Origin of the sequence: Paraburkholderia xenovorans LB400, assembly GCF_000013645.1 — a bacterium.
Taxonomy (GTDB): Bacteria; Pseudomonadota; Gammaproteobacteria; order Burkholderiales; family Burkholderiaceae; genus Paraburkholderia; species Paraburkholderia xenovorans.
Map to the genome: position 1 here is coordinate 1,275,465 of NC_007952.1, position 26,808 is coordinate 1,302,272.

The 26,808-nt window shown below is 61.5% G+C and carries 25 protein-coding genes and 1 rRNA gene; 18 read left to right on the top strand and 8 right to left on the bottom strand.

All coding sequences use genetic code 11. From position 1 onward, the window contains the following. Window positions 1-20: 20 nt before the first annotated feature. From BXE_RS27645 to BXE_RS27665, 5 genes are read right to left on the bottom strand one after another with little or no spacing between them, the layout of a single operon-like run. On the bottom strand, window positions 21-1,568 hold the full coding sequence (locus BXE_RS27645) for a class I adenylate-forming enzyme family protein (protein ID WP_011491429.1): 1,548 nt from the start codon (window positions 1,566-1,568) through the stop codon (window positions 21-23). Between the two features lie 7 nt (window positions 1,569-1,575). After that, complete coding sequence (locus tag BXE_RS27650) at window positions 1,576-2,322, bottom strand: CoA-transferase subunit beta (protein WP_011491430.1); 747 nt, start codon at window positions 2,320-2,322, stop codon at window positions 1,576-1,578. Then, entirely contained in the window at window positions 2,315-3,145 is an 831-nt protein-coding gene (locus BXE_RS27655; RefSeq protein ID WP_011491431.1) for a CoA transferase subunit A, read from the bottom strand. The genes BXE_RS27650 and BXE_RS27655 overlap by 8 nt, the downstream gene beginning before the upstream one ends. Window positions 3,146-3,185: 40 nt before the next feature. Then, entirely contained in the window at window positions 3,186-3,932 is a 747-nt protein-coding gene (locus BXE_RS27660; RefSeq protein ID WP_011491432.1) for an enoyl-CoA hydratase/isomerase family protein, read from the bottom strand. Continuing rightward, the gene (locus BXE_RS27665; RefSeq protein ID WP_011491433.1) at window positions 3,929-5,083 is read right to left on the bottom strand and encodes a CaiB/BaiF CoA transferase family protein; all 1,155 of its coding nucleotides are present in this window, start codon (window positions 5,081-5,083) and stop codon (window positions 3,929-3,931) included. The genes BXE_RS27660 and BXE_RS27665 overlap by 4 nt, the downstream gene beginning before the upstream one ends. Window positions 5,084-5,405: 322 nt before the next feature. On the opposite strand from BXE_RS27665, the gene BXE_RS27670 reads away from it, so the two are divergent. Next, complete coding sequence (locus BXE_RS27670; RefSeq protein WP_011491434.1) at window positions 5,406-6,155, top strand: IclR family transcriptional regulator; 750 nt, start codon at window positions 5,406-5,408, stop codon at window positions 6,153-6,155. Window positions 6,156-6,251: 96 nt separating this feature from the next. On the opposite strand, the gene BXE_RS46675 is transcribed toward BXE_RS27670, so the two are convergent. Next, complete coding sequence (locus tag BXE_RS46675) at window positions 6,252-6,413, bottom strand: hypothetical protein (RefSeq protein ID WP_158340994.1); 162 nt, start codon at window positions 6,411-6,413, stop codon at window positions 6,252-6,254. Between the two features lie 36 nt (window positions 6,414-6,449). Between BXE_RS46675 and BXE_RS44585 the strand changes: the two genes are divergently transcribed. The 7 genes from BXE_RS44585 to BXE_RS44590 all read left to right on the top strand — a co-directional run bounded on the left by BXE_RS44585 (window position 6,450) and on the right by BXE_RS44590 (window position 12,240). Further along, window positions 6,450-6,608, top strand: a complete 159-nt coding sequence (locus BXE_RS44585) for an SDR family oxidoreductase (RefSeq protein WP_081435581.1) — start codon at window positions 6,450-6,452, stop codon at window positions 6,606-6,608. A gap of 11 nt (window positions 6,609-6,619) precedes the next feature. Further along, window positions 6,620-7,060: a hypothetical protein gene (locus BXE_RS27675; protein WP_040124828.1), complete on the top strand. Its 441-nt coding sequence runs from the start codon at window positions 6,620-6,622 to the stop codon at window positions 7,058-7,060. Between the two features lie 469 nt (window positions 7,061-7,529). Next, window positions 7,530-8,516, top strand: coding sequence for a DUF4297 domain-containing protein (locus BXE_RS27680; RefSeq protein ID WP_158340993.1), 987 nt, complete (start codon window positions 7,530-7,532; stop codon window positions 8,514-8,516). A gap of 194 nt (window positions 8,517-8,710) precedes the next feature. Beyond that, on the top strand, window positions 8,711-10,423 hold the full coding sequence (locus BXE_RS27685) for a hypothetical protein (RefSeq protein ID WP_011491436.1): 1,713 nt from the start codon (window positions 8,711-8,713) through the stop codon (window positions 10,421-10,423). Between the two features lie 133 nt (window positions 10,424-10,556). Next, on the top strand, window positions 10,557-10,808 hold the full coding sequence (locus BXE_RS27690) for a FitA-like ribbon-helix-helix domain-containing protein (RefSeq protein WP_011491437.1): 252 nt from the start codon (window positions 10,557-10,559) through the stop codon (window positions 10,806-10,808). Continuing rightward, window positions 10,805-11,227, top strand: coding sequence for a type II toxin-antitoxin system VapC family toxin (locus tag BXE_RS27695; protein WP_011491438.1), 423 nt, complete (start codon window positions 10,805-10,807; stop codon window positions 11,225-11,227). Before BXE_RS27690 ends, BXE_RS27695 begins: the two co-directional genes overlap by 4 nt. A gap of 767 nt (window positions 11,228-11,994) precedes the next feature. Beyond that, a complete protein-coding gene (locus BXE_RS44590) occupies window positions 11,995-12,240 on the top strand; it encodes a helix-turn-helix transcriptional regulator (RefSeq protein WP_081435582.1) in 246 nt (81 codons plus the stop codon). Window positions 12,241-12,619: 379 nt separating this feature from the next. Here BXE_RS44590 and BXE_RS27700 read toward each other — a convergent pair whose 3' ends face one another. Beyond that, window positions 12,620-13,897, bottom strand: a complete 1,278-nt coding sequence (locus tag BXE_RS27700; RefSeq protein WP_011491440.1) for a tyrosine-type recombinase/integrase — start codon at window positions 13,895-13,897, stop codon at window positions 12,620-12,622. Window positions 13,898-14,089: 192 nt separating this feature from the next. Here BXE_RS27700 and BXE_RS27705 point away from each other — a divergent pair, with 192 nt between their 5' ends. Beyond that, window positions 14,090-14,845 carry a DeoR/GlpR family DNA-binding transcription regulator gene (locus tag BXE_RS27705; RefSeq protein ID WP_011491441.1) on the top strand — a complete coding sequence of 252 codons (756 nt, stop codon included), beginning with the start codon at window positions 14,090-14,092 and terminating at the stop codon, window positions 14,843-14,845. A 20-nt stretch (window positions 14,846-14,865) separates the two neighbouring features. On the opposite strand, the gene BXE_RS27710 is transcribed toward BXE_RS27705, so the two are convergent. Beyond that, window positions 14,866-15,975: a 2-aminoethylphosphonate--pyruvate transaminase gene (locus BXE_RS27710; RefSeq protein WP_040125398.1), complete on the bottom strand. Its 1,110-nt coding sequence runs from the start codon at window positions 15,973-15,975 to the stop codon at window positions 14,866-14,868. A gap of 367 nt (window positions 15,976-16,342) precedes the next feature. On the opposite strand from BXE_RS27710, the gene phnS reads away from it, so the two are divergent. The 9 genes from phnS (at window position 16,343) to BXE_RS27755 (ending at window position 26,736) form a co-directional block, all read left to right on the top strand. Beyond that, window positions 16,343-17,434: a 2-aminoethylphosphonate ABC transporter substrate-binding protein gene (gene phnS, locus BXE_RS27715; protein ID WP_011491443.1), complete on the top strand. Its 1,092-nt coding sequence runs from the start codon at window positions 16,343-16,345 to the stop codon at window positions 17,432-17,434. Between the two features lie 125 nt (window positions 17,435-17,559). Further along, on the top strand, window positions 17,560-18,660 hold the full coding sequence (phnT, locus tag BXE_RS27720) for a 2-aminoethylphosphonate ABC transport system ATP-binding subunit PhnT (protein WP_011491444.1): 1,101 nt from the start codon (window positions 17,560-17,562) through the stop codon (window positions 18,658-18,660). Beyond that, window positions 18,638-19,582: a 2-aminoethylphosphonate ABC transporter permease subunit gene (locus BXE_RS27725; protein ID WP_007176835.1), complete on the top strand. Its 945-nt coding sequence runs from the start codon at window positions 18,638-18,640 to the stop codon at window positions 19,580-19,582. Before phnT ends, BXE_RS27725 begins: the two co-directional genes overlap by 23 nt. Then, the gene (gene phnV, locus BXE_RS27730) at window positions 19,572-20,435 is read left to right on the top strand and encodes a 2-aminoethylphosphonate ABC transport system, membrane component PhnV (protein WP_011491445.1); all 864 of its coding nucleotides are present in this window, start codon (window positions 19,572-19,574) and stop codon (window positions 20,433-20,435) included. Before BXE_RS27725 ends, phnV begins: the two co-directional genes overlap by 11 nt. A 76-nt stretch (window positions 20,436-20,511) precedes the next feature. Beyond that, window positions 20,512-21,246: a phosphonate utilization associated transcriptional regulator gene (locus BXE_RS27735; RefSeq protein ID WP_040125396.1), complete on the top strand. Its 735-nt coding sequence runs from the start codon at window positions 20,512-20,514 to the stop codon at window positions 21,244-21,246. 56 nt (window positions 21,247-21,302) lie between these two features. Beyond that, window positions 21,303-22,592 (top strand): phosphonoacetate hydrolase, encoded by a 1,290-nt coding sequence (phnA, locus tag BXE_RS27740; protein ID WP_011491447.1) that lies wholly within the window; start codon window positions 21,303-21,305, stop codon window positions 22,590-22,592. Next, on the top strand, window positions 22,589-24,040 hold the full coding sequence (gene phnY, locus BXE_RS27745; protein ID WP_011491448.1) for a phosphonoacetaldehyde dehydrogenase: 1,452 nt from the start codon (window positions 22,589-22,591) through the stop codon (window positions 24,038-24,040). The genes phnA and phnY overlap by 4 nt, the downstream gene beginning before the upstream one ends. Window positions 24,041-24,044: 4 nt before the next feature. Continuing rightward, window positions 24,045-24,605 (top strand): phosphonate degradation HD-domain oxygenase, encoded by a 561-nt coding sequence (locus BXE_RS27750; RefSeq protein WP_011491449.1) that lies wholly within the window; start codon window positions 24,045-24,047, stop codon window positions 24,603-24,605. Window positions 24,606-25,205: 600 nt separating this feature from the next. Continuing rightward, window positions 25,206-26,736, top strand: a 16S ribosomal RNA gene (locus BXE_RS27755). The last annotated feature ends 72 nt before the right edge of the window (window positions 26,737-26,808 follow it).

The window sequence follows — 26,808 nt, forward strand, 5'->3', positions numbered from 1 at the left end:
GGTTTGTGCGCGCGTGAAGATTAGCGTTGCGCGTCTCGCGGCCCATAGTCGCCGGCCGCAAGGCGGGCAGCCAGTATCTTGCGGTCCACCTTGCCCACCGCCGTTTCCGGCAGCGCATCGACGAAAAAGACTTCGTGTGGCACATAGATGCGCGAGAGTCGCTCGCGCACGGCGTTCTGGATGAGCTCGACGCTCAACCCGCTCGCCGCTTCATCCGCCACCACGAACGCCACCGGCACCTCGCCGAGATCGCGTTCGGCCATGCCGACCACGCAGCACGCCGACACCGCCGTGACGCCGACAATCGCGCTTTCGATCAGCAGCGGCGACAGATTCTCGCCGCCGCGAATGATCACGTCCTTGATGCGGCCCGTGATGTTCAGGTAGCCGTCGTCGTCGAACCGGCCGAGGTCGCCCGTGCGCAGCCAGTTGTCGGTGACCGCGCGGGCGGTGGCATCCGGCGCGCCCAGATAGCCGCTCATCAGATTCGCGCCGCCGATACAGATTTCGCCCTCGACGCCCGGCGTCGCGCTCATGCTGCCGTCGGGCGCGCGCAGCTCGACGGTCTGTCCCGCCAGCACCTTACCGACTGAACCGATGCGGCGTGCCTGCGGCGGATTGAGCGTGCTGGTGCAGGTCGCTTCCGAGAGTCCGTACGAGACGACCAGCGGGCAACCGAGCTTCGCTTCCACTTCGCGGTGCAGTGTCTCGGTGATCGGCGCCGATCCGCAGCGTGCCATGCGTAAGCCGGCGAGCGCTTCGGTATCGAACGATTGCGAGAGCATGCGCGAATACATGGTCGGCACGCCGGTGATGATGGTTGGCCGATACGAATTGAGCAGAGCGGGCATGTCCGCCGCGCGAAAACGCGAACAGAACAGGACGGTGCTTCCGGCCAGTAACGGCGCGAACAACTGGTTGTTCACACCGTTGGTGTGATAGATCGGCATGACATGCAGCAGGCGGTCCTCGCTGTTCAGCGCGCTCATGTCGATCACGCCGAGGGCGTTATTGAGCAATGCGGCTTGCGTGAGTTGTACGACCTTGGGCCGGCCGGTACTGCCCGAAGTAAACAGCAGCAGCGCGGGCGTGTCAGGTGCAATCTCCGGCAGCGTGAGCGCGTCGGCTGGGGTTGCCATGCACAGGGCGTCGAAGGCGAGCGGCGTGCAACCGGGCAGATCGAACGATCCGGCCAGCGCGGCGTTGTCGTCGTCGTACACGAGCCACGCGGCAGCCGTGGCGGCGACGCGCGCGCGAGCTTCGCCGTCGGCAAGTCTGGGCTCCAGCACGCACGGGCTCAGACCCGCGCGAATCGCGGCGAGCAGTAACAGCACCGCATCGAGCGAACGGTTCATGCTGATCGCAAGCGCCTCGCCCGGTTTCGCGCCATGCGTCAGCAAACGGCCGGCGAGGGTGCGCGTGCGGGTTTCCAGGTCCGTATAGCTCAGCGCCCGAGCTTCGTCGCGCAGTGCGGTGAGCCGCTGTGTACCGGGCGTCCGCCAGAAAGTGTCGAAAGCGTCGGCAAGCGTCGTGGGCCGCCGGGGAGCGTCGAGGATCGTGGGCATCATCGGGGATTTACCTCAGCCTGATCGCGGCGTCGCGTTCGAACTGGCCGTCGGCATCGAGCGCGCGCAGCGCATCGCGTTCGCGTGCGCTCGGCGGTGGTGTCGGCTCGGCGCCGCGCGTATCGAACGTGAAGCCGGTGCGTTCGCACACTTCGTCGATGCTCACCGCGGGGTGCCACGATTGCAGCGCAAGACGGTTATCGCGTTTGACGAACACGGCGATCGGCGTGACTACGCCATGCATGCCGCCCCACGATGTCACGAAGTCGAGTTTCTCGACCAGCGTGCGGCGTGAATGTTCCGTGCGCCACGTGCAGGCGCGCCGTGCGGTAGGCAGCATCACCGCGCCGCCACCGCCGCCCGGCAGACGCACTTTCGGGTGCGCCCATGCACCGATGCACGAGTTGTTCGCGCAGCCGGCGCCGTCGATCTGCGCCGCGCCGAGGAAGGTCAGATCCATCCGGCCGCGCGTGCACAGGTCATAGAAATCCTCATTGGCAAAGATCGAAGCCGAGCCTTCGGCCAGTACCGGATCTGAACTCGAAATCGGGATCTTCGACGGCGACGGATCCACGCCGCCCGCCACGTTCAGGTACACGAAGTCCCAGTCGTAGGCGCGTTTGGCGAACAGGCAGGCGAGCATCGGCAGCGTGGAATTCACGCCGCTGAAGGTGATCTCGTTGGGCCGGATGAAGCGCGCGAGATTCGTGACGATGTACGAAAAGCCGGTCCATTCGCCAGCCGTGACTTCAGCCATGAGCAAGCTCCGTTTCGGGTGCGGCGGCCAGATGCGCGGCAAGTGCCTCGTCGCCGTCGGGCAGATACGCCTGAACGGCCGGATAGTCGATTTCATACAGCGGCCAGCAGGAGCCCGGCCACGCGCCGTTCGGCACGATAGCGAACCGCTCGACCATGAAGTAGGGCACCACGGTCAGTTCGGGTTGCGCGGAGAAATCTTCGTCGGAGATCGTCTCGGCGACCACCAGGACGCTTTTCGCCGCGCGGCTCATGATGCGGTCCCAGTGATAGGTGCCGGCGATTCTCACATTTCCCGACCGGTCGACGCTCGACGCGTGAATCACCGCGTAGTCCGGCGAAATGGCGGGGATGACCCAGGTCTGCTGGCCGCTGCCGTACGGGTCGTCCAGACATTGCCAGTGGTTGATGCGGGTGAGTTCGCTGCCGTGCAGACCGCCGCACGGCATGAAGGGCACGCCGAACGCCGCGGCGCGCAAACCGGCGGTCAGGCTCGCGCACGCATGCTCTTCCAGCTTGAGCTCGCCGCGTTCCACAGCGCGCCGGTAGTAGGGCGCGAGGCCGAAATTGCCTTCCATGGCGACGATCCCGCAACGCGTGCGAGTGGCCACGCCGGCGCGGCTCAGAATGTCGATGTCGTAACCGGGCGACTGCTTGATGATTTCGAGGTCGCGCTTTTTCTGGCGAATCAGTTCGCGCACGAATGCGAACGGTCCACGATGCAGGAAACTACCGCCAAGCCCGATCGACGCGCCGTCGGGTATGCGTGCCACCATCTCGGCCAGTGACACCTGTTTGTGTTTGTCGGGAAATCCGGAACCCATGTCGTCCTCCGTCTCTTGCGGGTCGGTCTCGGGTTGTCGCCTATTTCGCGGCCGGCGTCCTGCCGACCTTGCCTGCGTTGCGATAGGCGTCAATGCGTTGGTGAATGCCCGGCGCGGCGGCCGAGCGAACCAGTGCCGCAAGATCGGAATCGGGTGTTTCGGCGTCTAGCGCGCGATAGAGCAAGGCGCGGCTGGCGGCTGTCAATTCGCCGACGCGGGCGAGTGCTTCGGTCACGATCGTCGCATGATTTTCCGGCGACGCGATCTGTTCGATAAAGCCGAGCGCGACGGCGCGATCCGCGTCGAAGGTTGCCGCTGTTTCCAGAATCCGCCTCGCTTCATGATTGCCGACGATACGCGCGAAGCGCGCCGATCCGAGCACGAGGCCGAACTTCAGGCCGGGCATGCGGAACGTCGAACCGGGTGCCGCGACCCGCAGGTTGCATGCTGCGATCAGATCGACGCCCGCGCCGAAGTTGCGGCCGTGCGCGAACGCAATCGTGAAACAGGGCGACGACGCGATGCGTTGCAGCAGCGTTTCAATACGCACGAAACGCAGCAGCAGATCGCCTTCGCTTTGGCGTTCGACGTCCGTCATGTCGAAACCGGTGCTGAAGCACCGGCCCTCGCCGTGCAGGGTAAGTATTGGCACTGCTTCGCGCGCGGCGGCCTCGACCGCGTCGAGCAAGGCGTCGACCAGTTCGGCGGACAACGCGTTCAGTTTGTCCGGGCGCTGGAGCGTGAGCGCCCAGTGCGATTCGCGCTTGTCGATCGACAGGACGCTCATGCATTTACCTCCGTGCTGGCGCGGCTGAGCAGTTCGTCGTTGTGTTCGCCGAGCGCGGGCGGCCGGCGCAGAATCTTTGGCGTCTCGCCGCCGAAGCGCACCGGCGATACGAAGGTGCGAGTCGACACGCCGTTGGGCAGTTCGACAGGCTGTACCCACTGCATATGTTCGACCTGTTCGTCGGCCAATACTTGCGAATAGGTGTTGATCGGTGCGCACGGCACGCCGGCGGCACGGAACCGCTCGATCCAGTGCGCCGCGTCATGCTGGCTGAACACCCCTTCTAGCGTAGTGCGCAGTTCGGTCTGGTGACGCGCGCGGAGTGTCGTTGTGGTGTAGCGCTCGTCTTTCTCCAGCTCCGGCATGCCGATGACTTCGCAAACGCTGCGCCATAGCGCATTGTTGCCCGCGGCCATGCCGAAGTAGGTATCGCGCGCGGAGAACGCCTGATACGGCGCATTGCGCGGATGCGCGGAGCCGAGTTTGACCGGATCGTTGCCGGTGCCGAAGTACTCCGAGGTTTGCAACGCGGCGATCCCCAGCGTCGCGCCCAGCATGGGGACGTCGACGTGCGTGCCGACGCCCGTTTCCGCGGCGGCTCGTAGTGCGGCCGCAATCGAGAAGGCGGCATACAGACCCGCCGAAAAATCGGCGAGCGGCACGCCGCATTTGACAGGCGGGCCTCCCGGATCGCCCGTGATACTCATGATGCCGCTCATTGCCTGCACGGTCAGATCGAAACCGCCTTCCTGCGAACGCGGGCCGGACTGACCGTAGGCCGAGATCGAGCAGTAGATGAGACGCGGCACGCGCTGGTGAATTTCCTCGTAGCCGAGGCCGAGGCGCGACATGACACCGGGACGGTTGTTCTCGATCAGCACGTCGGCGCTATCGATCAACCGGCGGACCTGCTCGACATCACCCGGGTCTTTCAGATCCAGCGTGACCGAGCGTTTGTTGCGATTCAACGACGCAAAATTTTCGCTGTAGCCCTCGGAGATGGGCGGCCACGCGCGCAGCGTATCGCCGCCATTGGGATGTTCGACCTTGATGACATCTGCGCCCATGTCCCCCAGCAACATGCCGCAAAAAGGTCCCGCGGCGACGTTGCAGAACTCGATGACCCTGATTCCTTGAAGAGGCAGATACATTGCATGTCCTCGGCTGACAGTTGAACTTGGAACCCTCACACCGGGCTGCGCGGGCCGCATGACGGCGCGCATTGCCCGATCGCTTCGCGCCATTGTGAAACGAAGGCCGGTGGATGTAAACCAAATTATGAAACGTAAATCCTGAATATTGGGGAATGCCGGTTTTCTCCAGGTGCCGGCCGGGCCGTTCAGGAAAAGGGTGACGCCATGTCGATGCGCCTCCTGAAGACTTCCGGGAACGTCGGCCATGCAAGGGAAAAGTCGGACTGGACGCCTGGTGCGGCAGGAGTAAAATGGCAGTTCAATCCCAATTCTTAGGACTATGGATAAGACCTTGCTCAAAGGGCTGATGCTGCTCGAAGCGCTTGCCGATCAGAGCGGCCGACCCGTAACGATCCAGTTGCTGGCGGAGCGAGTCGGCCTGACCAAAAGCAACACGCATCGCACGTTGCAAACACTGGCTCACGCCGGCTATGCCACGCGTGACGAATCAAGCGGCAACTACCGCAGCACCTTCAAACTGTTCGAACTGGGTGCGAAGCAGATGGCGCAGGTCGACGTACGCCAGTTCGCGGCCGGGCAGATGCATTCGCTTGCCGAGTTGACTCGTGAAACGGTCCACCTGTCGATCCTCGACGGCGGCGAAGTGATCTACGTGGACAAAATCGACAGCCCGCAACCCGTGCGTGCCTACTCGGCGCTCGGCGGCCATGCGCCGGCTTATTGCGTGGCCACTGGAAAGATCCTGCTTGCCTATAAGGGACCGGAATATGTCGCGCGTCATCTACCCGAACTCGTCGCGCATTCCAAAGCGACCATCACCGATCTGAAAGAGCTGAAGGCGGAACTCGCACGTGCGGCGAGCAACGGCTTCGCGATCAATCGTGGCGAGTGGCGCGAGAGTGTCGGTGGCGTCGCGGCGCCGATTTTCGACGCGTTCAATGCACCGATTGCCGCGATTGGCATCTCGGGCCCGCTTGAACGTCTGAGCGCCAAGCGCATGAAGGAACTCACGCCGGCGGTGCAGGAAGCGGCGTTGAACGTGTCGCGCGCAATGGGTTATCGCCTGTAGGCGTGGGCCGCCGATTCCGCTTGCAGCCGACGGTCGCCTGAATTCCGGCCGTACAAATGGAGAATGCCGAACGGGCGAGCGCGAAGCACGCGTTCGTCAGAACTTGTGCCGGATGCCGACGACGACCATGTCCTGTGTTCGGGTGGTCGACGGCGCATCCAGGTATAAGGCTGCAACGGCGTGCGCGCCCGAGACGCGTTGGAAATCGTTGAAAATGAATATATCGGTCCGCTTCGACAGGAAATAGGCCAGGCTCAAGCCGATCGTGTGCCAGTTTCTGCGTCCCGGCGAGACATGGGACGACGCAGGTCCCGCTATCTGCCGCAGATTCCTCTGCGCCGGCAGGGCTCGCCTGACGAGATCGCGCAGGCAATCGCGTGGGTTGCGTCGGACGCGCCGGGTTTCATGACCGGGCAGGTGATAACGATCGACGGTGGGCGTTCGCTGTCCTGAGTTTCGCATTGATGCAATACCGGTTTAATCGCGACGCCTTCGAGGCTCGAATCGCGCTGACCAGCGGCGATCTTGAAAAGATCGGACTGTTTCCGGCATGGCTGGCTGTCGCTGCTGGGGCCCAGAAGCTCACCACAACTGCCAACCCGTGGCTATGGATGCCGGTCGTTCTTGCGGGCTGCTTCTATCTGCTGGCTTTCGTTTTTTCTGACAAGCCTCAGCAGATGACTAGGGTTGTCTCGTTGCTTGAACATGTCGTGTCGTACTACGACGACTATCGCTGCGACGGTAAAACGGGCGCCGCGGCGTTGACCGCCAGGTTGTCCGCGAAGGGCAGATCTCGCGTCCGGCGAAGGCGCGCTCAGGTTGTTCAACGCGTGCCAGATTCACGATGGCCGTACGTCGGCGGACGTACGGCCTCGGGGAAGCTGCGGGAACAGCATCTGCAGTGATGCCATAAGTCGACCCAGGTCGGCGCCTGTTTGGGCCGGCGAGATCCTTCCGGGGCCGTAGTGGCGGTCGACCGTGTATTTTGTGTTGTAAGGGGGCTATGCTTACCTAACCAAATAGAATGATGGGACGTGCGCCACGCTTCACCGGGTATCACTGATCGGATTCCGGGAGTGGGCGAGCTACGTGCCGATATTCGGGTTGCCGCCGACTTTGTTGTGACCGGACCGCGACTCAACCAGCACGCTGAGCAGCGGCGCCCGGATCGCTTGGAACGGACAGTGGGACGGGATTCTGACGGGTAAAGTCGGTATATGGCTCACGACTACAGTGTGAGGCGGGGCCGACACAGATTCTTGATTGGATGTGTCACTCGGGCTGAGGCGTGATAGTGCAGTCGGCTAGTACGAGTCATTGAGTTCACATCGCCATCGAACAGCAACGTTTCAGCAGCGAATGGTAGGGGGCTGCGTGAAGAACCAGAAAGGGGATGCGATGTCGACAACCACTGCCATTATTGAGCTATGCGAGGTTGAGGCGGACGATGATCTCCATGAATTCGGTGGTGGCCACGGAAACAAAGGCAATGACTTTGCCCGATTCTGGCTCATCAATGAAATGCTCGCCTTGACCGAAGCCGGCGAGACCGATTTCCTTTTCATCCTTGAGTATGTTCAGGACATCGCGCGTCTTGACAAACCTCAATCACCAGCGACGATCACTCTTTATCAGCTCAAGAAGAAGGAAGGCAACGTCTGGGATCTGAATTCTCTTGCTGGTTTAACGGCCAAAGGCAAGCAGGTTAAAGCTGATTCTCCATTGGCTAAACTATTGAAATCGGTCCTTGGCTTTAAGACGCTGGCAGCAGATGCCGAGTTTGTTTCTAACACACGATTCAGAGTTGAACTCGCGGCAGGTGGAACGGCCCTGTCGATGGATTATGTGGCGCTTTCGGAGCTGACTCCGGAACGGCAGACACACCTTCGCGATAGTACGGCAGCGCGCCACGGTGTTGCTAAGACCGACATTCCTTTGCAAAGAATCGGCTTGAGATACGCTCCTATCGAGGTCAATGACATGCGAGTTCACGTCATTGGGGCAGCGCACGGGATGCTCAAGAAGCTGAGCGCAGCTCATGCCGCGCAGGCCGACTCGTTCGTCGATGCGTTGTTCGCGAAGCTCGCAACAGCATCGCGTAACACGTCGAAATGCAAATCTTGGGATGAGCTTATCAGCAAGCGCGGGTACAGCAAAGCGCAGTTTGGCGACGCGCTCGCTGACCTTCAACTACTACCTGACCAGCAGAAGTTGCGTGAGGATGTTGTGATGGAGCTTTCACTGGCACTTTCGTGGCCTACACGCGCCCGCATGAGAATCGAGGTGGCGCTAACTGAACTTGCGCGCCTGAAGCTTTCCGGCGGGAACTCGCCCTCTCTGAAGTGGACTGGCCGGCGCTGAAGGCCATCAGCGATACAAGCGAATCGCAGTCCTGGTCAACGGTAAGGGAATTTGAGGCGATCGAGGCCTCGCTACAAGAATTCCTCCCGGGCGAGAGTGTCGCGCGGATTCGTGCATTAGCGGTTTACGCAATGGTACAAGCATGGACAAATCAAACGTTCGTTTGATTCTGAGAGCTATAAGAAAGAACACCAATGCAAAGCTTGCGATTCAGAAGAATAAGCATCTGCTCAGAGAAGGAGCAGAAGGCCTACAGTCAGTCGTTTCATCCAAGGAAGAACCTATTCTTGGGCGGCAACTCGACAGGGAAGTCGACGATCGTCAAATCCCTCTTCCGGGCATTTGACGCAGAACCTACCGGGGATCTCCGCGGGTGGGATTATTCAGCGATCGTTGCGGTCGATTTCTCTGTTGGTGAAACCGAATACACGACTGTACGCCGCGCCGACTTGAGGGCGCTCTTTCGTGGTCAGCAACTCGTTGGCGCGACCACGAGTAGCGCCCGATGGAATGAAATATTTGCTTCGGCAATCGGGTTCCCGTTGCAACTGATGGACCGGGAAGATAACGTCCGGTCGGCTTCGCCATCAATGTTCTTTCTTCCGTTCTACATCAATCAAGACGGCTCGTTTTTTGGTAATTGGGATACCTTCAAAAGCCTCAAGCAGTTTGATGCCAGCGCAATTCCGCATACCCTCGAGTATTTCGCTCAGGTTCGCCCTTTCAAGTACTTCGAACTCAAGGCTCGCGAGCGAACCGCCAAGAGTAGGTACGCGGAACTGGAGATAGAGGTCAGCACGCTACAGCGGACTCGCTTGCGACTGAGGAGGTCGGTAAAAGCTTCGCGTGTGAAGCTCTCAACTGCCGGTTTCGAAAAGGAAGTACATGAGCTGGCTAAGCTGGCCACCGAGCTAGGGGCAAGGCAGGATAAGGTGCGGAGTGACATTGTCGAGGGCCAGGCGCTCGCGCGCGAACTTGGCGATCAGATTCGACTATCCGAGGCGGCCCTTCGTGAGCATGAGGCCGACTTCAAGAGCATTGGCTTGGCGACGGCTGATCAAGGCACATTCCGGTGTCCCACCTGTCACGTGGAGCATGATGCTTCTTTCCACACGTTCCTCGATCTGGCGGAGGACGCTCGCGAACTCTACCGCCTGAAGGAGCGTCTTCAGCAAAATCTTGCGGCAGTCGTTGAACGGTTGGCCCGGTCACGCAGGGAATCTACTGCACTTCGACAGCAGTACACGGAGATCTCGAACATTCTGGCAGTGAAGAAGGGGCGCCTCACCTTCGAGGATGTAGTAAAAAGCCATGGTGCCGACCCTGCAGAAAGTGCGCTGGACGCCGAGATAGCAAGCGTTCAGAAGGCTGCAGCAGGTGCAACTGAATTGGCGCGGGATCTAAAAATCGAGTTAGACGGAGTGATGAAAGATCATGATGCCAGTGCGCCACTCGCTGTTTTTCGCGAAACCTTCAAGGAGCTGCTGGTTGTTGCTGACGTGGTGGGTTTTACAAATTTAGACTCATGGAAACTCAACAAACGACCTACAGATTCCGGTAGCCCGGGGCCGCGATCTGTGGTGGCCTATTATGGATCACTCTGGACTGTCATGAAGAACAGCGATTCTAATCTTCCGAGCCCGGTTGTGATCGACTCGCCGAACCAGAACGCGCAGGACAGGAAGCATCTGGAACGAGTGATGGGGCTCCTCGCAGGAAAGACGCCGGCAAACGCACAGGTCATTCTCTGCGCAGAAGACCCAAATGACTCATTTCAGCCGGATCTGACAGTGGAACTTGTGCGGGAGCGAGCACTGCTTGAATCCTCGCAACTGGATGAGGTTGCAGCCCGCTTACTCCCGCTGGTTCAGCATGCGATTGATGGGCTTGCTCAAGTACGCATATAAATAAAATCGATTTGAAGCTGTTGCCTCAGATCCGGTCATGACAATGACCGCCATTTTTCGTACTGCCCAGACAGCGGTGCTAGTTGAAATTCTTGCCATCATTGATTAAAATGCCATCAATGATGGAGGAAAAATGGCGAGCATGACGATCCGTAACCTTGACGAGCAGTTGAAGGCGCGTCTGCGCGTCCAGGCGGCGCAGCATGGACGGTCAATGGAGGACGAGGCCCGGGATATTCTCCGCGCGGCGCTCTCGACCGAATCCATCGGCGGTCAGCGTAGCCTGGCTGAATCGATCCGGAGCCGGATCGAGCCGTTCGGTGGTGTCGACCTGGAATTGCCGCCACGCGACGCGATTCGGGAACGAGTGGACCTCGGCGCATGATCGTTCTTGACACGAACGTTCTGTCCGAGACGTTGAAGCCTGTGCCAGACGTCAGGGTGATGGCGTGGCTTGGCGCACAGCCGCGCGCGGCGCTTTTCACGACGACGGTAACCCGTGCCGAAATCCTCTATGGGCTGCATTTGCTGCCAGACGGTTCCCGCAAGGGTGCTCTGTCTACCGCGGTCGATGCGATTTTCATCGAGGATTTTGCGGGTCGGCTTCTCGCGTTCGACAGCGATGCGGCCGACGCATACGCAAGGATTGCGGGGGCGCGCAAAAGCGAGGGCAGACCGATCAGCCAGTTCGACGCCATGATCGCTGCCTGTACGCGCTCAAGAGGGGCGGCGCTGGCCACGCGCAACGTGAAGGATTTCACCGGATGCGAGATTGCAGTCATAGATCCGTGGGCGATGTCCTAAGTGGGGATTCGAATCGTCTTTCGGCGCGCTGAAATCGGGAATCGGGGCATCCCAAACAGCGGAAAAACGGGTCTTTTTTAGTATGGGTAGGAGTATGGGTAGCGGAACGGTTTTTTTACAGAGCCATACTGGGAAAGGCTTTCCGGGCGGTTTGCCATCCCTCCGTCGCAGTCGATCTCGAGCGAAGGATCTGCAGCATCGTTGTTGACGACGATCTTTAACGGTGGGCTTCAAACAGGGACGGGCGGGGTGCAAGCTTGATGAGGTTGCTTCAGCCAGCAACTGGCAGTTTCATTTTCGAATGGCTCCGCAGATTGCCCAAAGGTCTACCCCGCTGAAAACATCAATCCACGCGCAACCTTAGCGCCACAGGCATGAGCCAGTGCGTCCGACGACAGCGAGCTAGGTGAGAAGCGCAACTTCATTAATGCCCCGAAAGGCTGCTTGCCGCATACGCTCTACGGAACGCTGAATAAAAAAAATCAACGTCAGGAAGCATGGCGCCGATGATTTTCAGCTCAAGCTGATTTTGCATAGGACTCCGGGGGAACTCGTGAGAAAGCCATCGTGCAATGGATGCGCCGCTAGACGCAAATTTGTTCTCGCAAAGCGATTTGCCCAACTCGAACTCATCCGCTAAATTCGGAAGTACGCTTTGCACGCGTTTGACGCGTTAGCCGTATCTCGACATTCCCACGTCGTTCGTATTGGAAGCGGTGCCGTGCGAATAGGGAGTTATCGGCAACAGACGGAAGGTGGAAACGGCGATGAAAATCTGTTTTTCTCTGAAAGAAGTGGCAGAGGCGCTTTCCTTGTCGCCGACGACCGTACAGAAACTGGTGCGCGAGAAAAGCTTCCCTGAACCGCGGTTACTATCGGGCCGCAGGGTGGGATGGCTCGCACACGAGGTCCGGAGGTGGGCTGATGCTCGTCCGGTTGCTGACCTGCTGCCGCCGGAGAACACAGGCGCTAGAAAGCGGAAAATTCCTCAAGGCGAGCAGCCAGCTTCGTGAGCCATTCGCGTTTTCTGGCATTTTAGCCGTAGAGGTTGTCGCCGCTCAGCCCCCGACGATACTCAGCTTAATGTGATGAATGATGTTGTCGGCTACCCCGTTGACGCACCTCTCCGCGCCGAGGATCGTCCGTGCGGTTTTCGAACAAGGTCGTGCAGCGTCCGTCCCGTCACTGGCTCGCTGCTTGCCTTCCAATAGGGTAGGTAGCGCACATGATGTCCGCGATAGTCACCCCCGTAAGGCGTTCTGTGGTCGGGGGCACGACGTCCAGCATTCGGAGTAGTGGAAGGAAGCAGAATAGTGGGCGCCGTAAATCACCCGTTGCCGCCGAACGATCAGATCGACCGGCGCCCGATGTGCAGTCGCAAATTCTATTCGCTTATTCTTTGTCCTCGCCTCCGGCGTTGCCCACTATACGTTCAAGATGATTCGCGAGTCGCGTGAGCCATTCGCGCTTCTCCTTATCGTATCTGTGCCGGTTATACACGCCCGCGACGCCCGGCAGCACGTGACCGAGAACAGCCTCGGCCACCTCGTGAGGACACCCGAGAGCAGCCAGCATAGTTCGGGACGTGCGGCGCAGGTCGTGCGGCGCCCAATGTGACACAGGTAGTTGCGGTCGCAACGTCTGACCCGGCTTGAGCGAGTAGGATTGGTGCGCCCATACAACGGCCTGCACGCTTTTCTGAGATATATGGCGGCTGTCGGCAGTCGGAAACAGGTAGCCTTTCCCGTGCAGTCCTAGCCGACGCTGGACAATCTTTTCCGCGCGCCCGACCAGCGGCACGCGATGGTCGGTAGCGGACGCCCGGTTCTTGTTCTTGGTTTTCGCCTTTGGAATGGTCCACCACAAGCCGTCCGACTCTTTCGACATTTCCTTGCCTTCCATCACGACTATTTCGCCGCCGCGCAGCCCGGTCCATAGGTACATGGTCAGCACGTCGGAGATCGTTTCTGACAGCTTCGACAGCCACGGGACGAGAATAGCCAACTCGTCTTCGCTGAGCACGCGCTTGACGTTCTCTACCTTTCCGCCGCGCTTTCGCCCCACGCTTCTCAGTTTGCCGCGCATGACCTGCCGCCACCAGTTTGGGGTGTCCTCTGGAACGCGGCCCGCGTCCAGCGCGTAATCCCACGCTGCGCCAAGCTCGGAGCGCAGAATGGCAGCGTTCCGCGGTGCCTGACGCTCCCCATCGAGCAGGTCGAACGCCTGTTTTCGAGTGATCGAGGCGGCTGGCAAGCCGGCAATCGGGGCGATCTTTGTCATGATTCGCCGACGGGACTGCGCGGCGCCGAGCGCATCACGGTACCTTTCAATGTGGCCCGTGAGGAAATCGTCACACAGTTTTCGCACCGTGTATGATTCCGGCGTCGAAGCCATCACAGGCCGGTTCGATGCCCTGCGTGTGAGAACGGGGTCTTCGCCAGCGTCGCGGCGCGCCCGAATGTCCTGCCACTTGACTATGGCGGCAGCGTAGGACATCGCTGGCCACTCTCCCAGCTTCTGCTGACGCATCCTACCGTCGACCGGAGATTTGAATCGGTAGGTCCAAGTGCGCCGCGATGCGGTCGCTTCCAGACGAAGGCCTGGGAACGCCTCGAAGCCCATGTGGGTATCCGGCTTTAGCTGTTTCGCGGCCTTGGCATCAAATCGCATGATCGGCGTAGGTTTTCGGCGAGTGAGTGAAAAAAGTTACGCCAACATCTTGAGTTTAGCAACTTGCAGATGACCGTAGATGCCCCTTGCGGCGCAGATTGCGGATGCAAAAAGCCCTTATCTGAAGGGCGTTTGATCAAGAAACGCCCCGCGTGACAGACCTCTCGCGGGATGATGAAGGAAAAGCCGTCAATGCTCGCAGAACAACGTCACCAATACATCCTGGCGCAAGTCGCCAAAACCGGCGCGCTCTCGGTCGCGGAGCTGGTGCGCGAACTGAACGTGTCGCGCGAGACCATTCGCCGTGACCTGAACGCGCTGGCCGGGCGCGGCCTGCTGGTCACCACTCACGGCGGCGCGCTGTCGAGCGACCGGCGCGAGCCCGACCTCGATACCCGCGAAGCGGCGAACGCCGGCGCGAAGCGCGCCATCGGCGAGCGCGCAGCAGAGTTCGTGCCGGACGGCGCGTCGCTGATCATCGATTCGGGCAGTACCACGCAAGCGGTGGCTCGGGCGTTGCTCGACCGGCATCGTTTGGCCGTGTACACGAACGACTGGCGGATCGCGCTGCTGCTCGGCCGTCGCAACGACAACCGCGTCACGCTGCTGGGTGGCGAGCTGTCGGATATCGAAGACGCCACCTTCGGGCTCGATACCGTGCATCAGCTGACGCAGTACCACGCGGACTTTGCCTTCATCGGCGCGGGCGGGATCTCGCCGGACGGCTATCTGACCGACTACAGCCGCATGGCCGCCGAGGTGCGCAGCCGCATGATCGCCGCAGCCGACATGGTGGTGATCGTCGCCGATCATTCGAAGTTCGGGCGCGTGACGCCGGTGCGCATCAACGGTATCGAGTCGGCGCGTTATCTGGTGACCGAACTGGCGCCGGAGCGCGCGCTCGGCAAGGCGATCGCGGCGCATGGTCCGGAAATCCTGATCGCCTGAGCGCGCCGCGGCTGTCCCGTCTACCTCACCCGGATGCCGAGCCGTTCGAGCGCGTGGCCGATCGCGGCTGCCGCGTTGAGCAGTTCGTTCGCGTCGATCGCGCCGATGCAACCCACGCGGAACGTTTCCACCTGAGTGAGCTTGCCCGGATACAGCACGTAACCGGCCTCGCGGACCGCCGCGTAGAACGCCGCGAAATGCCACGCGGGGTCGCGCGGCGCGTGGAAAGTGACGATCACGGGCGCCTGCACCTCGGGTTTCAGAAACGGCTCGAAACCGAGCGCTTTCATGGCGCCGACCAGCGCCGCGCAGTTGCGCGCGTAACGCGCCCCGCGCGCCGGCTGGCCGCCCTCGGCGCCGAACTGGTCGAGCGCCTCGCGCAACGCGGCCACCACATGAGTTGGCGGCGTGAAGCGCCACTGCGTCGTCTTCCGCATATAGACGTATTGATCGTGCAGATCCAGCGCGAGCGAAGGCGAACGGCCTTCGCTGTCCTCCAGCAGGCTGCGCCGCATAATCACGAAGCCCATGCCCGGCACGCCTTCGAGACACTTGCCGCTCGCCGAGATCAGCGCGTCGATGCCGCCGCGCCGCAGGTCGATCGGCAATGCGCCGAACGAGCTCATCGCGTCCACGATCAGGCTTTTGCCGTGCCGCTGACATACCGCGGCGATATCGTCGAGCGGATTGAGCAGGCCAGCGCTCGTTTCCAGATGCACGTGCGCGACGTGGCTGATACGCGAGTGACGGTTGAAGGCGTCTTCGACGGCGGCGGCGCTGACCGGTTCGTCCTCGCGCAACACCAATTCGATATAAGCGATGCCCATCCGCTGCAATATTCTGATGAGCCGGGCACAATACGCGCCGTTGTTCGGAACCAGCACGCAGCCCTGGCGCGGCACCAGCGTGCCGAGCGCCGCTTCGACCGCGAAGGTCCCGCTGCCTTGAAGCGGGACGCATACATAGTCGTTTTCGCCATGTACGATCTTCAGGAGGTCGGCGCATACGCCGTGGGTCATGCGGTTGAACGCGGCGTCCCACGAACCCCAGTCGCGCAGCATGGCTTCGCGCGTCCGCAGGGAAGTGGTGAGCGGGCCCGGGGTCAACAGGATCGGGTCGTTTCCAGGGATCACACAAGCCTCCGTCATCATCCGGGACAGGCGCCTCCCGGACCGGGCGGCGAAAAGAGTCATTTGGATATTATTGGCGAATTGTGTCATTTTTTGGAATTCAGCAGAATCGTCATGGCGTTGTCATGCAAACCTGTGATCCTTGCCGTGCCCTTTCAGGCATGGCTGGCGGCGCGGATGTCGTAGGTGGGCTGTAAGTCGGGCTGGAGAGGTGGGAACAAAGTTGTTGGCAATCTGCAATCCGCATGAATCTGCACTCAGCTTGATGCGGGCAACACGCAAGCGGCGCGGCGCTACCGCCGTTCAATCACAACAGGTATCGGGATATCCCGACCGTCTGGTTTTTTGCCTTTCGGAGAAAAGCGACATGACAAAGACGAATTCCCTTCACGCCAGGACTGGCCGCGCACGCAAGCTGCTGCCGGCGCTGGTCGCCGCGGCGGCATTCGGCGCCACGGCAATGCAGGCGCACGCGGCCGACGCCGTGGTGCTGTACACCGCCGACGGCCTCGAAAACCTCTATAAAGACGTGCTGCCGGCCTTCGAAAAGAAGGAAGGCGTGAAGGTCAACATCGTCACGGCGGGTAGCGGCGAAGTGGTGAACCGCGCCACCATCGAAAAGGATCAGCCGAAGGCGGACGTGCTCGTCACGCTGCCGCCGTTCATCCAGCAAGCCGACCAGAGCGGGCTGCTGCAGGCTTATCAGAGCGCCAACTACAAGAACGTGCCGGCGATCGCCAAGGCGCCCAACGGTGCATGGGCGACTTTCGTGAACAACTACTTCTCGTTCGCGATCAACCCGGAAGTCACCAAGACCCAGCCGAAGACTTTCGCCGACCTGCTGCATCCGGACTTCAGCGGCAAGATCGCCTACTCGAACCCGGCCACGGCGGGCGACGGCATGGCCGTGATCATCCTGACCTCGTCGCTGATGGGCGAAGACAAGGCGTTCGACTATCTGAAGAAGCTCGAAAACAGTGCCAAGTTCCACACCAAGGGCACGGGCTATCTCGACGTGCTGCTTTCGCGTAACGAAATCGCGGTCGCCAACGGCGATCTGCAAATGGATCTGGACGACGCCGCCAACGGTGGCCTGTCGCTCAAGCCGGTGTTCCTCGCGGCCGCGCCCGGCGGCCAGCCGACCACGTTCCAGTTGCCGTACGCGATCGGCCTGATCAAGAACGGTCCGAACCAGGCGGAAGGCAAGAAGCTGATCGACTACCTGATGTCGACGGAAGTGCAGGCCAAGGTGCCGGACATCTTCGGCATTCCGGGCCGTACTGACGTGCCGCTCGCCGGCAAGAACGGCGAAGCCGTCAAGCAGGCCATCGCCGGCGTGAAGCTGATTCCGGTGGACTGGAATCAGGTGATGGCGAAGAAGGCCGACTGGACCGCGCGCTGGAAGAACGACGTGATCGGTTCGTCGGGCAAGCAGATCGAAGTGGTCAAGCCGAAGTAAGCGGCTGTTCGTAGCGTCATCGACGTCGCCCGGCCATGTAGCCGCGCGACGTCACGGAATCAGGCGGCGCCCGCGGGAATCCCGAGGCGCTGCATCTGCATTAATCCAGTTGGAGGATGAACCCGGTGAATACCGCCAGTCTTGCTCAACCAGGCGCGCTCGGCGCCGCCCCGGACGCGCTCGATGCCGCGAGTTCGACTGCGCCGGGCGGCGTGCAGATCGACCATCTGACGGTGCGCTTCGGTTCGCGCACGGTGCTCGACGATCTGTCGCTGACCATCCAGCGCGGCGAGCTGCTTACCGTGCTCGGCCGCAGCGGTTGCGGCAAGACCACTTTGCTGCGTTTCATCGCCGGGTTTATCGAAGCGGACGGGCTGTCCGGCACGCTGACGGTGGCCGGTCACGATCTCACCCACGTGCCGCCGCACAAGCGCAATCTCGGCCTGCTGTTCCAGAGCTATGCGCTGTTCCCGCATCTGTCGGTGTTCGAGAACGTGGCCTTCGGCTTGCGCGCGCGCCGCACGCCGTCCAAAGATATCGCCCGGCGTGTGGCCGATGCGTTGAAGCTGGTGCAACTGGGCGACGCCGGCCACGTAATGCCCGCGCAGTTGTCGGGCGGCATGCAGCAGCGCGTGGCGCTCGCCCGCGCGCTCGTGATCGAGCCCGACGTACTGCTGCTCGACGAACCGCTTTCCGCATTGGACGCCAATCTGCGCGCATCGGTGCGTTCCGAACTCAAGGCGCTGCATGAGCGCCTGCCGAATCTGACGATTGTCTGCGTGACGCACGATCAGGACGACGCGCTGGTGCTGTCCGACCGCACGCTGCTGATGCGCGAAGGCCGCATCGCGCAACTCGGCACGCCGCAACAGTTGTACGACGCGCCCGCCGACGGATTTGTCGCGCGTTATCTGGGCGCGGCCAATCTGCTGCCGCCACAGGTGGCGTTCAGCATGAGCGACGTGCGCCACAACGAGCGCGAACGCGTGGCCTGCCTGCGTCCTGAGGCGCTGCGTATCGTGCCGCTCGGCGAAGGGCATCTGCACGGTGCGATCGCCTCGGTCGAATGGTATGGCGCGGTGCTGTCGGTATCCGTCGTACTGGACGCGATGCCCAACGAGCCGGTGCTCGTCACCATGCAGCGCGGCCACGGCATGATGCCGGAGAAGGGCGCGCGTGTTTCCCTGCGTTACGAGGCTGACGATGTCGTCCTTATCAACCCCTGATACGCCGAACCCGCTCGGCACGGCCGCCGCCGACGCGCGCCGCAGCGCCAGCGCCGCTTCGCATACCGCCGCGGTGAAGCGCCGCGAACGCGCCGCGCAATGGCATCTGCTGTTCATCGCCGTGGTGGTGCTCGGGCCGCTGGTCATCTATCCGCTCGTGCGTCTGGTGCTGCTCAGTCTGACCGGCCCGCATGGCTTGAGCCTGCAGGCGTATTCGGCGTTCTTCAGCAATCCCGAAACGAGCGGCGTGATCGGCACCACGCTGTGGATCCTGTTCGCCAGTGCCGGGCTCGCGTCGCTGCTCGGCGTCGCGCTGGCGTCGATGCTGTTCTTCAAGCCGTTCCCCGGCGCGCGCATGATCACGCGCTTTCTCGAACTGTTCGTCGCGTTCCCGTCGTTTCTGGTCGCCTTCACGCTGATCTTTCTGTACGGCTCGCAAGGTTCGGTCAGCATCGGCTTGCAGCGGCTCTTTCATTTGCAGGCGCCGCCGCTCGATTTCCTGTTCGGCGTAGGCGGCGTGATTCTCGCGGAGGTGGTGTTCTACGCGCCGTTCGTGGTGCGTCCCACGCTGGCTTCGTTCGCCACGCTCGATATGCGTCTGATCGAAGCCGCCCGCAGCCTCGGCGCGAGCGGCTGGATGGTCGCGGCCAGGGTGATCCTGCCGCTCGCGTGGCCGGGCATCGCCGCCGGCACCATCCTGTGCTTCCTGCTCACGCTCAACGAATTCGGCATTCTGCTCGTGCTCGGCAGCGCGCATCTGATCACGCTGCCGGTGGCGATCTACAGCTCCGCCACCGTCGATCTCGATCTGCCGACCGCCGCCGCCGGCGCGGTCGTGATGCTGATCATGTCTTTGTCGCTGTACGCGTTGTACCGCCAGGTCAACCGTCGCAAGGTGAAAGGAGCGGGTCATGGCCGTTGAACTCGATCCGACCGTCTTGCCGGTCATGCACAAGAAAGCGCGGCCGGTGCGCCGCAGTCTGCCGGTACGCATGCTCGGCGGCCTGTTTCTCGGTTTTGCCGCGCTGCTGTGCTTCTGGCTGTTCGTGCTGCCGGTGCTGGTCGTCGCGCTTTCGAGCGTGGCCGCGCACTGGTCCGGCACGATCCTGCCCGACGGCTTCAGCACACGCTGGTTCGAACGCCTCGGTTCGAGCGACTTCGACGCGCTCACCACCAGCCTCGAAATCGGCATGGGCGTCGCGGTGCTCGGCACGATTCTCGGCCTGTGGCTCGCGCTGGCGCTCGAAGGGCGCGACCGCCGCGGCCTCGGCGCCTTCGTCGACACCGTTGCGATGATGCCCAACGGCGTGCCGAGCGTGGTGCTCGGGCTCGCGGTGCTGATTGCGTATCACAAGCGTCCGCTCGATCTGTCGAGCTCCGCGGCGATCGTCGTGTTCGTGCAACTCGCGCTCGTGCTGCCGTTCTGCTATCGGTGCGCCGCGGCCGCGTTGCGCCCGGAACTGACGATTCTGCGCGAAGCGGCGGCAAGTCTCGGCGCGCCGCCTTCGATGGTGTTGCGCCGCGTCGTGCTGCCGCAACTGGTGCCGGCGATCCGCGCGAGTCTAGCGCTGGGGTTCGCGCTCTCGCTCGGCGAACTCGGCGCCACGCTGACCGTGTATCCGCCGGGCTTTGCGACGGTGCCGATCGTGGTCATCGGCCAGGTGGAGCGCGGCTATTACCTGCCGGCTTCCGCGCTGTCGCTGATTCTTCTGCTGGTCTCGCTGGCCGCGCTGCTGCTGATCGCGGCGCGCGTGCCGCGCCGTCGGGCAGACTGACGGGCAACTTCTGATGCATGTGCAGGCGTGCCATGACGGCGCGTCTACGCATATCGATGTGGCAAAATTTGTCAAAATGACCGAATATATGCAAACTGCTTCTGTCGATCCGATCGAGGTTGTGCGCAGGCATTCGCTGACGACGCTGGTTCGCGACGAAATCGAACGGCACATCATCGAAGGGGCGCTCGCGCCCGGCGACAAGCTCAACGAAGCCGACTGGGCCACGCGTCTGCAGGTCTCGCGCGGTCCGGTGCGCGAGGCGTTTCGCGCGCTGGAGCAGGCCGGCCTCGTGCGCACCGAGAAGAATCGCGGCGTGTTCGTGCGGACGGTCTCGCTGGCGGAAGCGGACGAGATTTACGCGGTGCGCGCGGTGCTCGAAGAGGCGGCGTGCCGGATGCTGGCGGCAAGTATCGATGCCCGCAAGCTCGCGGTGTTGCGCGATTGGCTCGACGCCATGCGCGCGGCGCTCGACGCGCGCGACCACGACGCCTACGCGCGCGCCAACGTGGCGTTTCACGACGCGCTCGTGGCGGCGTCGGGCAATCTGAAGCTGTATGAGACGTACCGCAGGCTGGTGTGCGAATTGAGCCTGTTTCGACGTGCCGCGCTGGTGGTGCATGCCGATGCGATGGAGCGCTCGCTGGCCGAGCATCGCGCGATCTTGACGGCGCTCGCTTCGCGCGACGCCGGGCGTGCCGCGGCGCTGATGCATGCACACGTGAACGGCGGCTTGCAGCGCGCCCATGCGGCGTGCGAACCGGCCGGGCCGTTGGGCATGGTGCGCATGCCGCCGGCATCGAACGGTTGAGGTAGGGGCGACGGACTGACTACAACACGCGTGCCCGGCACGCATGGAAGGCGACGATGGCAAATATGAGCACAAGCACGAGCACGAGCGGACGCACGATCGAAGTCAACGGCCGCAGCTACCGGCTGCCCTCGCAACCGACGGTCGTGGTGTGCGTCGACGGCTGCGAATTCGATTATCTCGAAGCCGCGGTCGCGGCGGGCGTCGCGCCGTTCATCGGCAAGATGCTCAAGGGCGGCAGCGCCTTCAAGGGCGACTGCGTGATTCCGTCGTTCACCAACCCGAACAATCTCTCGATCGTGTGCGGCGTGCCGCCTTCGGTACACGGCATCTGCGGCAATTACTTCTGGGACCCGCACGCGAACGGCGGCGAGGGCGCCGAAGTGATGATGAACGATCCCGCCTATTTGCGCGCCGGCACCTTGCTGGCCGCCGCCGCCGAAGCGGGCGCCGCGGTGGCCGTGGTCACGGCGAAAGACAAATTGCGCCGGCTGCTCGGCTGGCAGTTGAAGGGCATCTGTTTCTCGGCGGAAAAAGCCGACAAGGTGACGCTCGAAGAAAACGGCATTGGCGAAGTACTCGATCTGGTCGGCATGCCGGTGCCCGATGTATATAGCGCCGGATTGTCCGAATTCGTGTTCGCCGCCGGCGTGCGGCTTGCGCAGACCCGCAAGCTCGACCTGATGTATCTGTCGACCACCGATTACATCCAGCACAAATTCGCGCCGGGCACCGAGGGCGCCAACGCGTTCTACGCGATGATGGACGGCTATCTCGCGAAGCTCGACGCGCTCGGCTGGGTGATCGGCCTGACCGCCGACCACGGCATGAACGCGAAGCACGATCCGCAGACCGGCGAGCCGAATGTGATCTATCTGCAGGACGTGCTGGACGAGTGGCTCGGCACCGGCCGTGCGCGCGTCATTTTGCCGATCACGGATCCTTACGTGGTGCATCACGGCGCGCTCGGTTCGTTCGCGACGATCTATCTGCCGCGCGATATCAGTGTCGCGCAGGTGATCGAACGGATCGGCGGCTTGCGGGGGATCGAAACCGTGCTCGATAACAGTGCGGCGTGCGAACGCTTCGAACTGCCGAACGATCGAGTCGGCGATATCGTCGTGGTCAGCACGAAGCATGTGGCGCTCGGCACGCGGCGCAATGAGCATGACCTTTCCGGGCTGACCGTGCCGTTGCGCTCGCATGGCGGTGTTTCCGAACAGGAAGTGCCGTTGCTGTTCAACCGGCGTGTCGAGGCGTTGCCGTCCAGCGGTGGCAACGGCGGCAGGAGACTGCGCAACTTCGACATCTTCGACATCGCCTTGAATCGCGTGTCCGCATCATGAACGCCGTGCTGCGGGATCATCCGGCTTTCCGGGCGGAAGCGCTGCGGCTCAAGGGCGAGCGCGTGACGCGCCCGCGCACGCTCGACGTGTTCGATCCATATACGGGAACGCGCGTGGGCACGGTCCCGTTGGCGAGCGTCGACGACGTGCGTGCTGCGTTCGAGTACGCGGCAGCCTATCAGGCGCAGCTCACGCGTTACGAACGCTCGCAGATTCTGGAGCGCGCGGCTTCGATCATGCGCGAGCGGACCGAAGAGGCGTCGGATCTGATTTCGCTCGAGTCCGGCCTGTCGAAGCAGGATTCGCGTTACGAGATCGGCCGCGTGGCGGACGTGTTGAAGTTTGCTTCGATCGAGGCATTGCGTGACGACGGCCAGAGCTTTTCGTGCGATCTGACGCCGCACGGCAAGAAACGCCGTGTGTTTTCGCAGCGCGAGCCGCTGGCGGGTGTGATCGTGGCGATTACGCCGTTCAACCATCCGATGAACCAGGTTGCGCACAAGATCGCGCCAGCTATCGCGACCAATAATCGGGTGCTGCTGAAACCGTCGGAAAAGGTGCCGCTGTCGGCGCTCTATCTCGCCGACGTTCTATACGAAGCCGGCTTGCCCGCGCCGATGCTGCAGGTGCTGACCGGCGATCCGCGAGAAATCGCCGATGAACTGATCACGCATCCGTTGGCGGAACTCGTCACGTTCACGGGCGGCGTGGCGATCGGCAAATACATTGCGGCGAGAGCGGCGTACCGGCGCGTGGTGCTGGAGTTGGGCGGCAACGATCCACTGATCGTGCTCGACGACGCCGATCTCGAACGCGCGGCGACGCTTGCCGTGCAGGGCTCGTATAAGAACTCCGGGCAGCGCTGCACCGCGGTCAAGCGGATGCTGGTGCAAAAGAGCGTGGCCGCGGATTTCACCGATCTGGTCGTCGAGAAGACGCGCGCCTGGACTTTCGGCGATCCGTTCGATGCATCGAGTCAGATGGGCACCGTGATCGATGTTGCCGCGGCGCAGCTTTTCGAAGCGCGCGTGAACGAGGCGGTGGCGAGCGGGGCGCGTCTTCTGACCGGCAATCAGCGCAACGGCGCGCTGTATGCACCGACCGTGCTGGACGGCGTCGACCCGTCGATGACGCTGGTGCGCGAGGAAACCTTCGGGCCCGTGTCGCCGATCATCACCTTCGACACGCTCGACGACGCCATCCGCATCAGCAACGGCACGGCGTTCGGGTTGTCGTCAGGTGTGTGCACGAACCGGCAGGATGCGATCACGCGCTTCATCAACGAATTGCGCGTGGGGACGGTCAATGTGTGGGAAGTGCCCGGCTACCGGATCGAGTTGACGCCGTTCGGCGGCATCAAGGACTCCGGGCTTGGCTATAAGGAAGGTGTTCAGGAAGCCATGAAGAGCTTCACCAATCTGAAGACTTTTTCATTACCGTGGGAGTGATAACGTGGCATTGAGTGTGGAGGACATCCGTTCCCTGTTCGAGCAATACGGCAGGATGGCTTATAGCGGCGAGCCGGTGACGCAACTCGAACATGCGTTGCAGAGCGGCTTGCTGGCGCAGGAGGCTGGCGCTGACGACGACCTGGTTGCCGCGGCGTTTCTGCACGACCTCGGGCACCTGCTCAATTTGCAGGGTGAGACGCCTACACAGCGGGGCATCGACGATCTGCATCAGTATTTCGCGCTGCCGTTTCTACGGCCGGTGTTGTCGGACGCGGTGCTGGAGCCGATACGCCTGCACGTCGACGCCAAGCGCTGCCTGTGCGCGATCGACGACACGTATTTCGGCCGGCTTTCCGCCGATTCGGTGAGGAGTCTGGAACTGCAGGGCGGCATTTTCAGCAAGGAGGAAGCGGACACGTTTCTGCAGAAGCCCTACGCCGAAGATGCTTTGTGCCTGCGCAGGTGGGACGATCTCGCCAAAGAAGAGAACCGCGCGACACCGGATATCGAGCACTATCTGGGCGTTGTCGAGCGAGTGATGCTCAAGCACGCGGTTGTCTGAAGGGCTGTCTGTTGGCCCGCGGAGAGATGTTCGGATCAGGCTGTTTCTTTCCGTTTCGCGCGTGCTGATTCTCTGATTTTGTTGCGATCCTCTTGCCGTTTCTGGCGCAATCCATGCAGATCAAAATAACGCTTGCAAGGCGGAGTCCGGCTCGCTAGAATCTCGCTCTTTCGTGCTCCGGACAACGGGGCGCGGGAGGCGGGAGAGCCAGCAGTGGCAAGGCTTTCGGCGAAGTGGGCGGGTTAGGAAAGTTGGAAAAACCTGTTGACGACGTAGCGGAAGTTCTTCATAATCTCGTTTCTCTGCTGCTGATGCAGCGACGCAGAACGAAGCGGTGCCGGGTGGTGTGAGTTGTTGAGGTTTTCCGGTGGCGGTTTGGTGGTGAATGCGGACCCGATCTTTAAAAATTAACAGCCGATAAGTGTGGGCGCTTGATGCGCGATGCGGGGTGGATCTTCCGGGATCTGCCGTAAAGCGGAAGTATCAGGTCTCACACAGTAATGAAAGGAAGGTTTGACTGTCGCAAGATGGTTGGATCATTCGTCAGTACGTTGAGTGAGCGACCGGGCTCGAAAGAGCCCGAAAAACAGTAACAGGTTTGAACTGAAGAGTTTGATCCTGGCTCAGATTGAACGCTGGCGGCATGCCTTACACATGCAAGTCGAACGGCAGCACGGGGGCAACCCTGGTGGCGAGTGGCGAACGGGTGAGTAATACATCGGAACGTGTCCTGTAGTGGGGGATAGCCCGGCGAAAGCCGGATTAATACCGCATACGCTCTGCGGAGGAAAGCGGGGGATCTTCGGACCTCGCGCTACAGGGGCGGCCGATGGCAGATTAGCTGGTTGGTGGGGTAAAGGCCTACCAAGGCGACGATCTGTAGCTGGTCTGAGAGGACGACCAGCCACACTGGGACTGAGACACGGCCCAGACTCCTACGGGAGGCAGCAGTGGGGAATTTTGGACAATGGGCGCAAGCCTGATCCAGCAATGCCGCGTGTGTGAAGAAGGCCTTCGGGTTGTAAAGCACTTTTGTCCGGAAAGAAAACCTCTGCCCTAATACGGTGGGGGGATGACGGTACCGGAAGAATAAGCACCGGCTAACTACGTGCCAGCAGCCGCGGTAATACGTAGGGTGCAAGCGTTAATCGGAATTACTGGGCGTAAAGCGTGCGCAGGCGGTTCGCTAAGACAGATGTGAAATCCCCGGGCTTAACCTGGGAACTGCATTTGTGACTGGCGGGCTAGAGTATGGCAGAGGGGGGTAGAATTCCACGTGTAGCAGTGAAATGCGTAGAGATGTGGAGGAATACCGATGGCGAAGGCAGCCCCCTGGGCCAATACTGACGCTCATGCACGAAAGCGTGGGGAGCAAACAGGATTAGATACCCTGGTAGTCCACGCCCTAAACGATGTCAACTAGTTGTCGGGTCTTCATTGACTTGGTAACGTAGCTAACGCGTGAAGTTGACCGCCTGGGGAGTACGGTCGCAAGATTAAAACTCAAAGGAATTGACGGGGACCCGCACAAGCGGTGGATGATGTGGATTAATTCGATGCAACGCGAAAAACCTTACCTACCCTTGACATGTATGGAAGTCTGCTGAGAGGTGGATGTGCCCGAAAGGGAGCCATAACACAGGTGCTGCATGGCTGTCGTCAGCTCGTGTCGTGAGATGTTGGGTTAAGTCCCGCAACGAGCGCAACCCTTGTCCCTAGTTGCTACGCAAGAGCACTCCAGGGAGACTGCCGGTGACAAACCGGAGGAAGGTGGGGATGACGTCAAGTCCTCATGGCCCTTATGGGTAGGGCTTCACACGTCATACAATGGTCGGAACAGAGGGTCGCCAACCCGCGAGGGGGAGCCAATCCCAGAAAACCGATCGTAGTCCGGATCGCACTCTGCAACTCGGGTGCGTGAAGCTGGAATCGCTAGTAATCGCGGATCAGCATGCCGCGGTGAATACGTTCCCGGGTCTTGTACACACCGCCCGTCACACCATGGGAGTGGGTTTTACCAGAAGTGGCTAGTCTAACCGCAAGGAGGACGGTCACCACGGTAGGATTCATGACTGGGGTGAAGTCGTAACAAGGTAGCCGTATCGGAAGGTGCGGCTGGATCACCTCCTTTCCCGAGCTAACGTGTCAAGCGTTGAGCGCTCACGCTTATCGGCTGTGAATTAAAGACAGAAACGCAGACAGA

Excerpts from the sequence above, each read along its gene's own strand:
- BXE_RS27645 (WP_011491429.1), bottom strand. The coding sequence starts at position 1,568 with ATGATGCCCACGATCCTCGACGCTCCCCGGCGGCCCACGACGCTTGCC.
- BXE_RS27650 (WP_011491430.1), bottom strand. The coding sequence starts at position 2,322 with ATGGCTGAAGTCACGGCTGGCGAATGGACCGGCTTTTCGTACATCGTC.
- BXE_RS27655 (WP_011491431.1), bottom strand. The coding sequence starts at position 3,145 with ATGGGTTCCGGATTTCCCGACAAACACAAACAGGTGTCACTGGCCGAG.
- BXE_RS27660 (WP_011491432.1), bottom strand. The coding sequence starts at position 3,932 with ATGAGCGTCCTGTCGATCGACAAGCGCGAATCGCACTGGGCGCTCACG.
- BXE_RS27665 (WP_011491433.1), bottom strand. The coding sequence starts at position 5,083 with ATGTATCTGCCTCTTCAAGGAATCAGGGTCATCGAGTTCTGCAACGTC.
- BXE_RS27670 (WP_011491434.1), top strand. The coding sequence starts at position 5,406 with ATGGATAAGACCTTGCTCAAAGGGCTGATGCTGCTCGAAGCGCTTGCC.
- BXE_RS44585 (WP_081435581.1), top strand. The coding sequence starts at position 6,450 with ATGGGACGACGCAGGTCCCGCTATCTGCCGCAGATTCCTCTGCGCCGG.
- BXE_RS27675 (WP_040124828.1), top strand. The coding sequence starts at position 6,620 with ATGCAATACCGGTTTAATCGCGACGCCTTCGAGGCTCGAATCGCGCTG.
- BXE_RS27685 (WP_011491436.1), top strand. The coding sequence starts at position 8,711 with ATGCAAAGCTTGCGATTCAGAAGAATAAGCATCTGCTCAGAGAAGGAG.
- BXE_RS27690 (WP_011491437.1), top strand. The coding sequence starts at position 10,557 with ATGGCGAGCATGACGATCCGTAACCTTGACGAGCAGTTGAAGGCGCGT.
- BXE_RS27695 (WP_011491438.1), top strand. The coding sequence starts at position 10,805 with ATGATCGTTCTTGACACGAACGTTCTGTCCGAGACGTTGAAGCCTGTG.
- BXE_RS44590 (WP_081435582.1), top strand. The coding sequence starts at position 11,995 with ATGAAAATCTGTTTTTCTCTGAAAGAAGTGGCAGAGGCGCTTTCCTTG.
- BXE_RS27700 (WP_011491440.1), bottom strand. The coding sequence starts at position 13,897 with ATGCGATTTGATGCCAAGGCCGCGAAACAGCTAAAGCCGGATACCCAC.
- BXE_RS27705 (WP_011491441.1), top strand. The coding sequence starts at position 14,090 with ATGCTCGCAGAACAACGTCACCAATACATCCTGGCGCAAGTCGCCAAA.
- phnS (WP_011491443.1), top strand. The coding sequence starts at position 16,343 with ATGACAAAGACGAATTCCCTTCACGCCAGGACTGGCCGCGCACGCAAG.
- BXE_RS27725 (WP_007176835.1), top strand. The coding sequence starts at position 18,638 with ATGTCGTCCTTATCAACCCCTGATACGCCGAACCCGCTCGGCACGGCC.
- phnV (WP_011491445.1), top strand. The coding sequence starts at position 19,572 with ATGGCCGTTGAACTCGATCCGACCGTCTTGCCGGTCATGCACAAGAAA.
- BXE_RS27735 (WP_040125396.1), top strand. The coding sequence starts at position 20,512 with ATGACCGAATATATGCAAACTGCTTCTGTCGATCCGATCGAGGTTGTG.
- phnA (WP_011491447.1), top strand. The coding sequence starts at position 21,303 with ATGGCAAATATGAGCACAAGCACGAGCACGAGCGGACGCACGATCGAA.
- phnY (WP_011491448.1), top strand. The coding sequence starts at position 22,589 with ATGAACGCCGTGCTGCGGGATCATCCGGCTTTCCGGGCGGAAGCGCTG.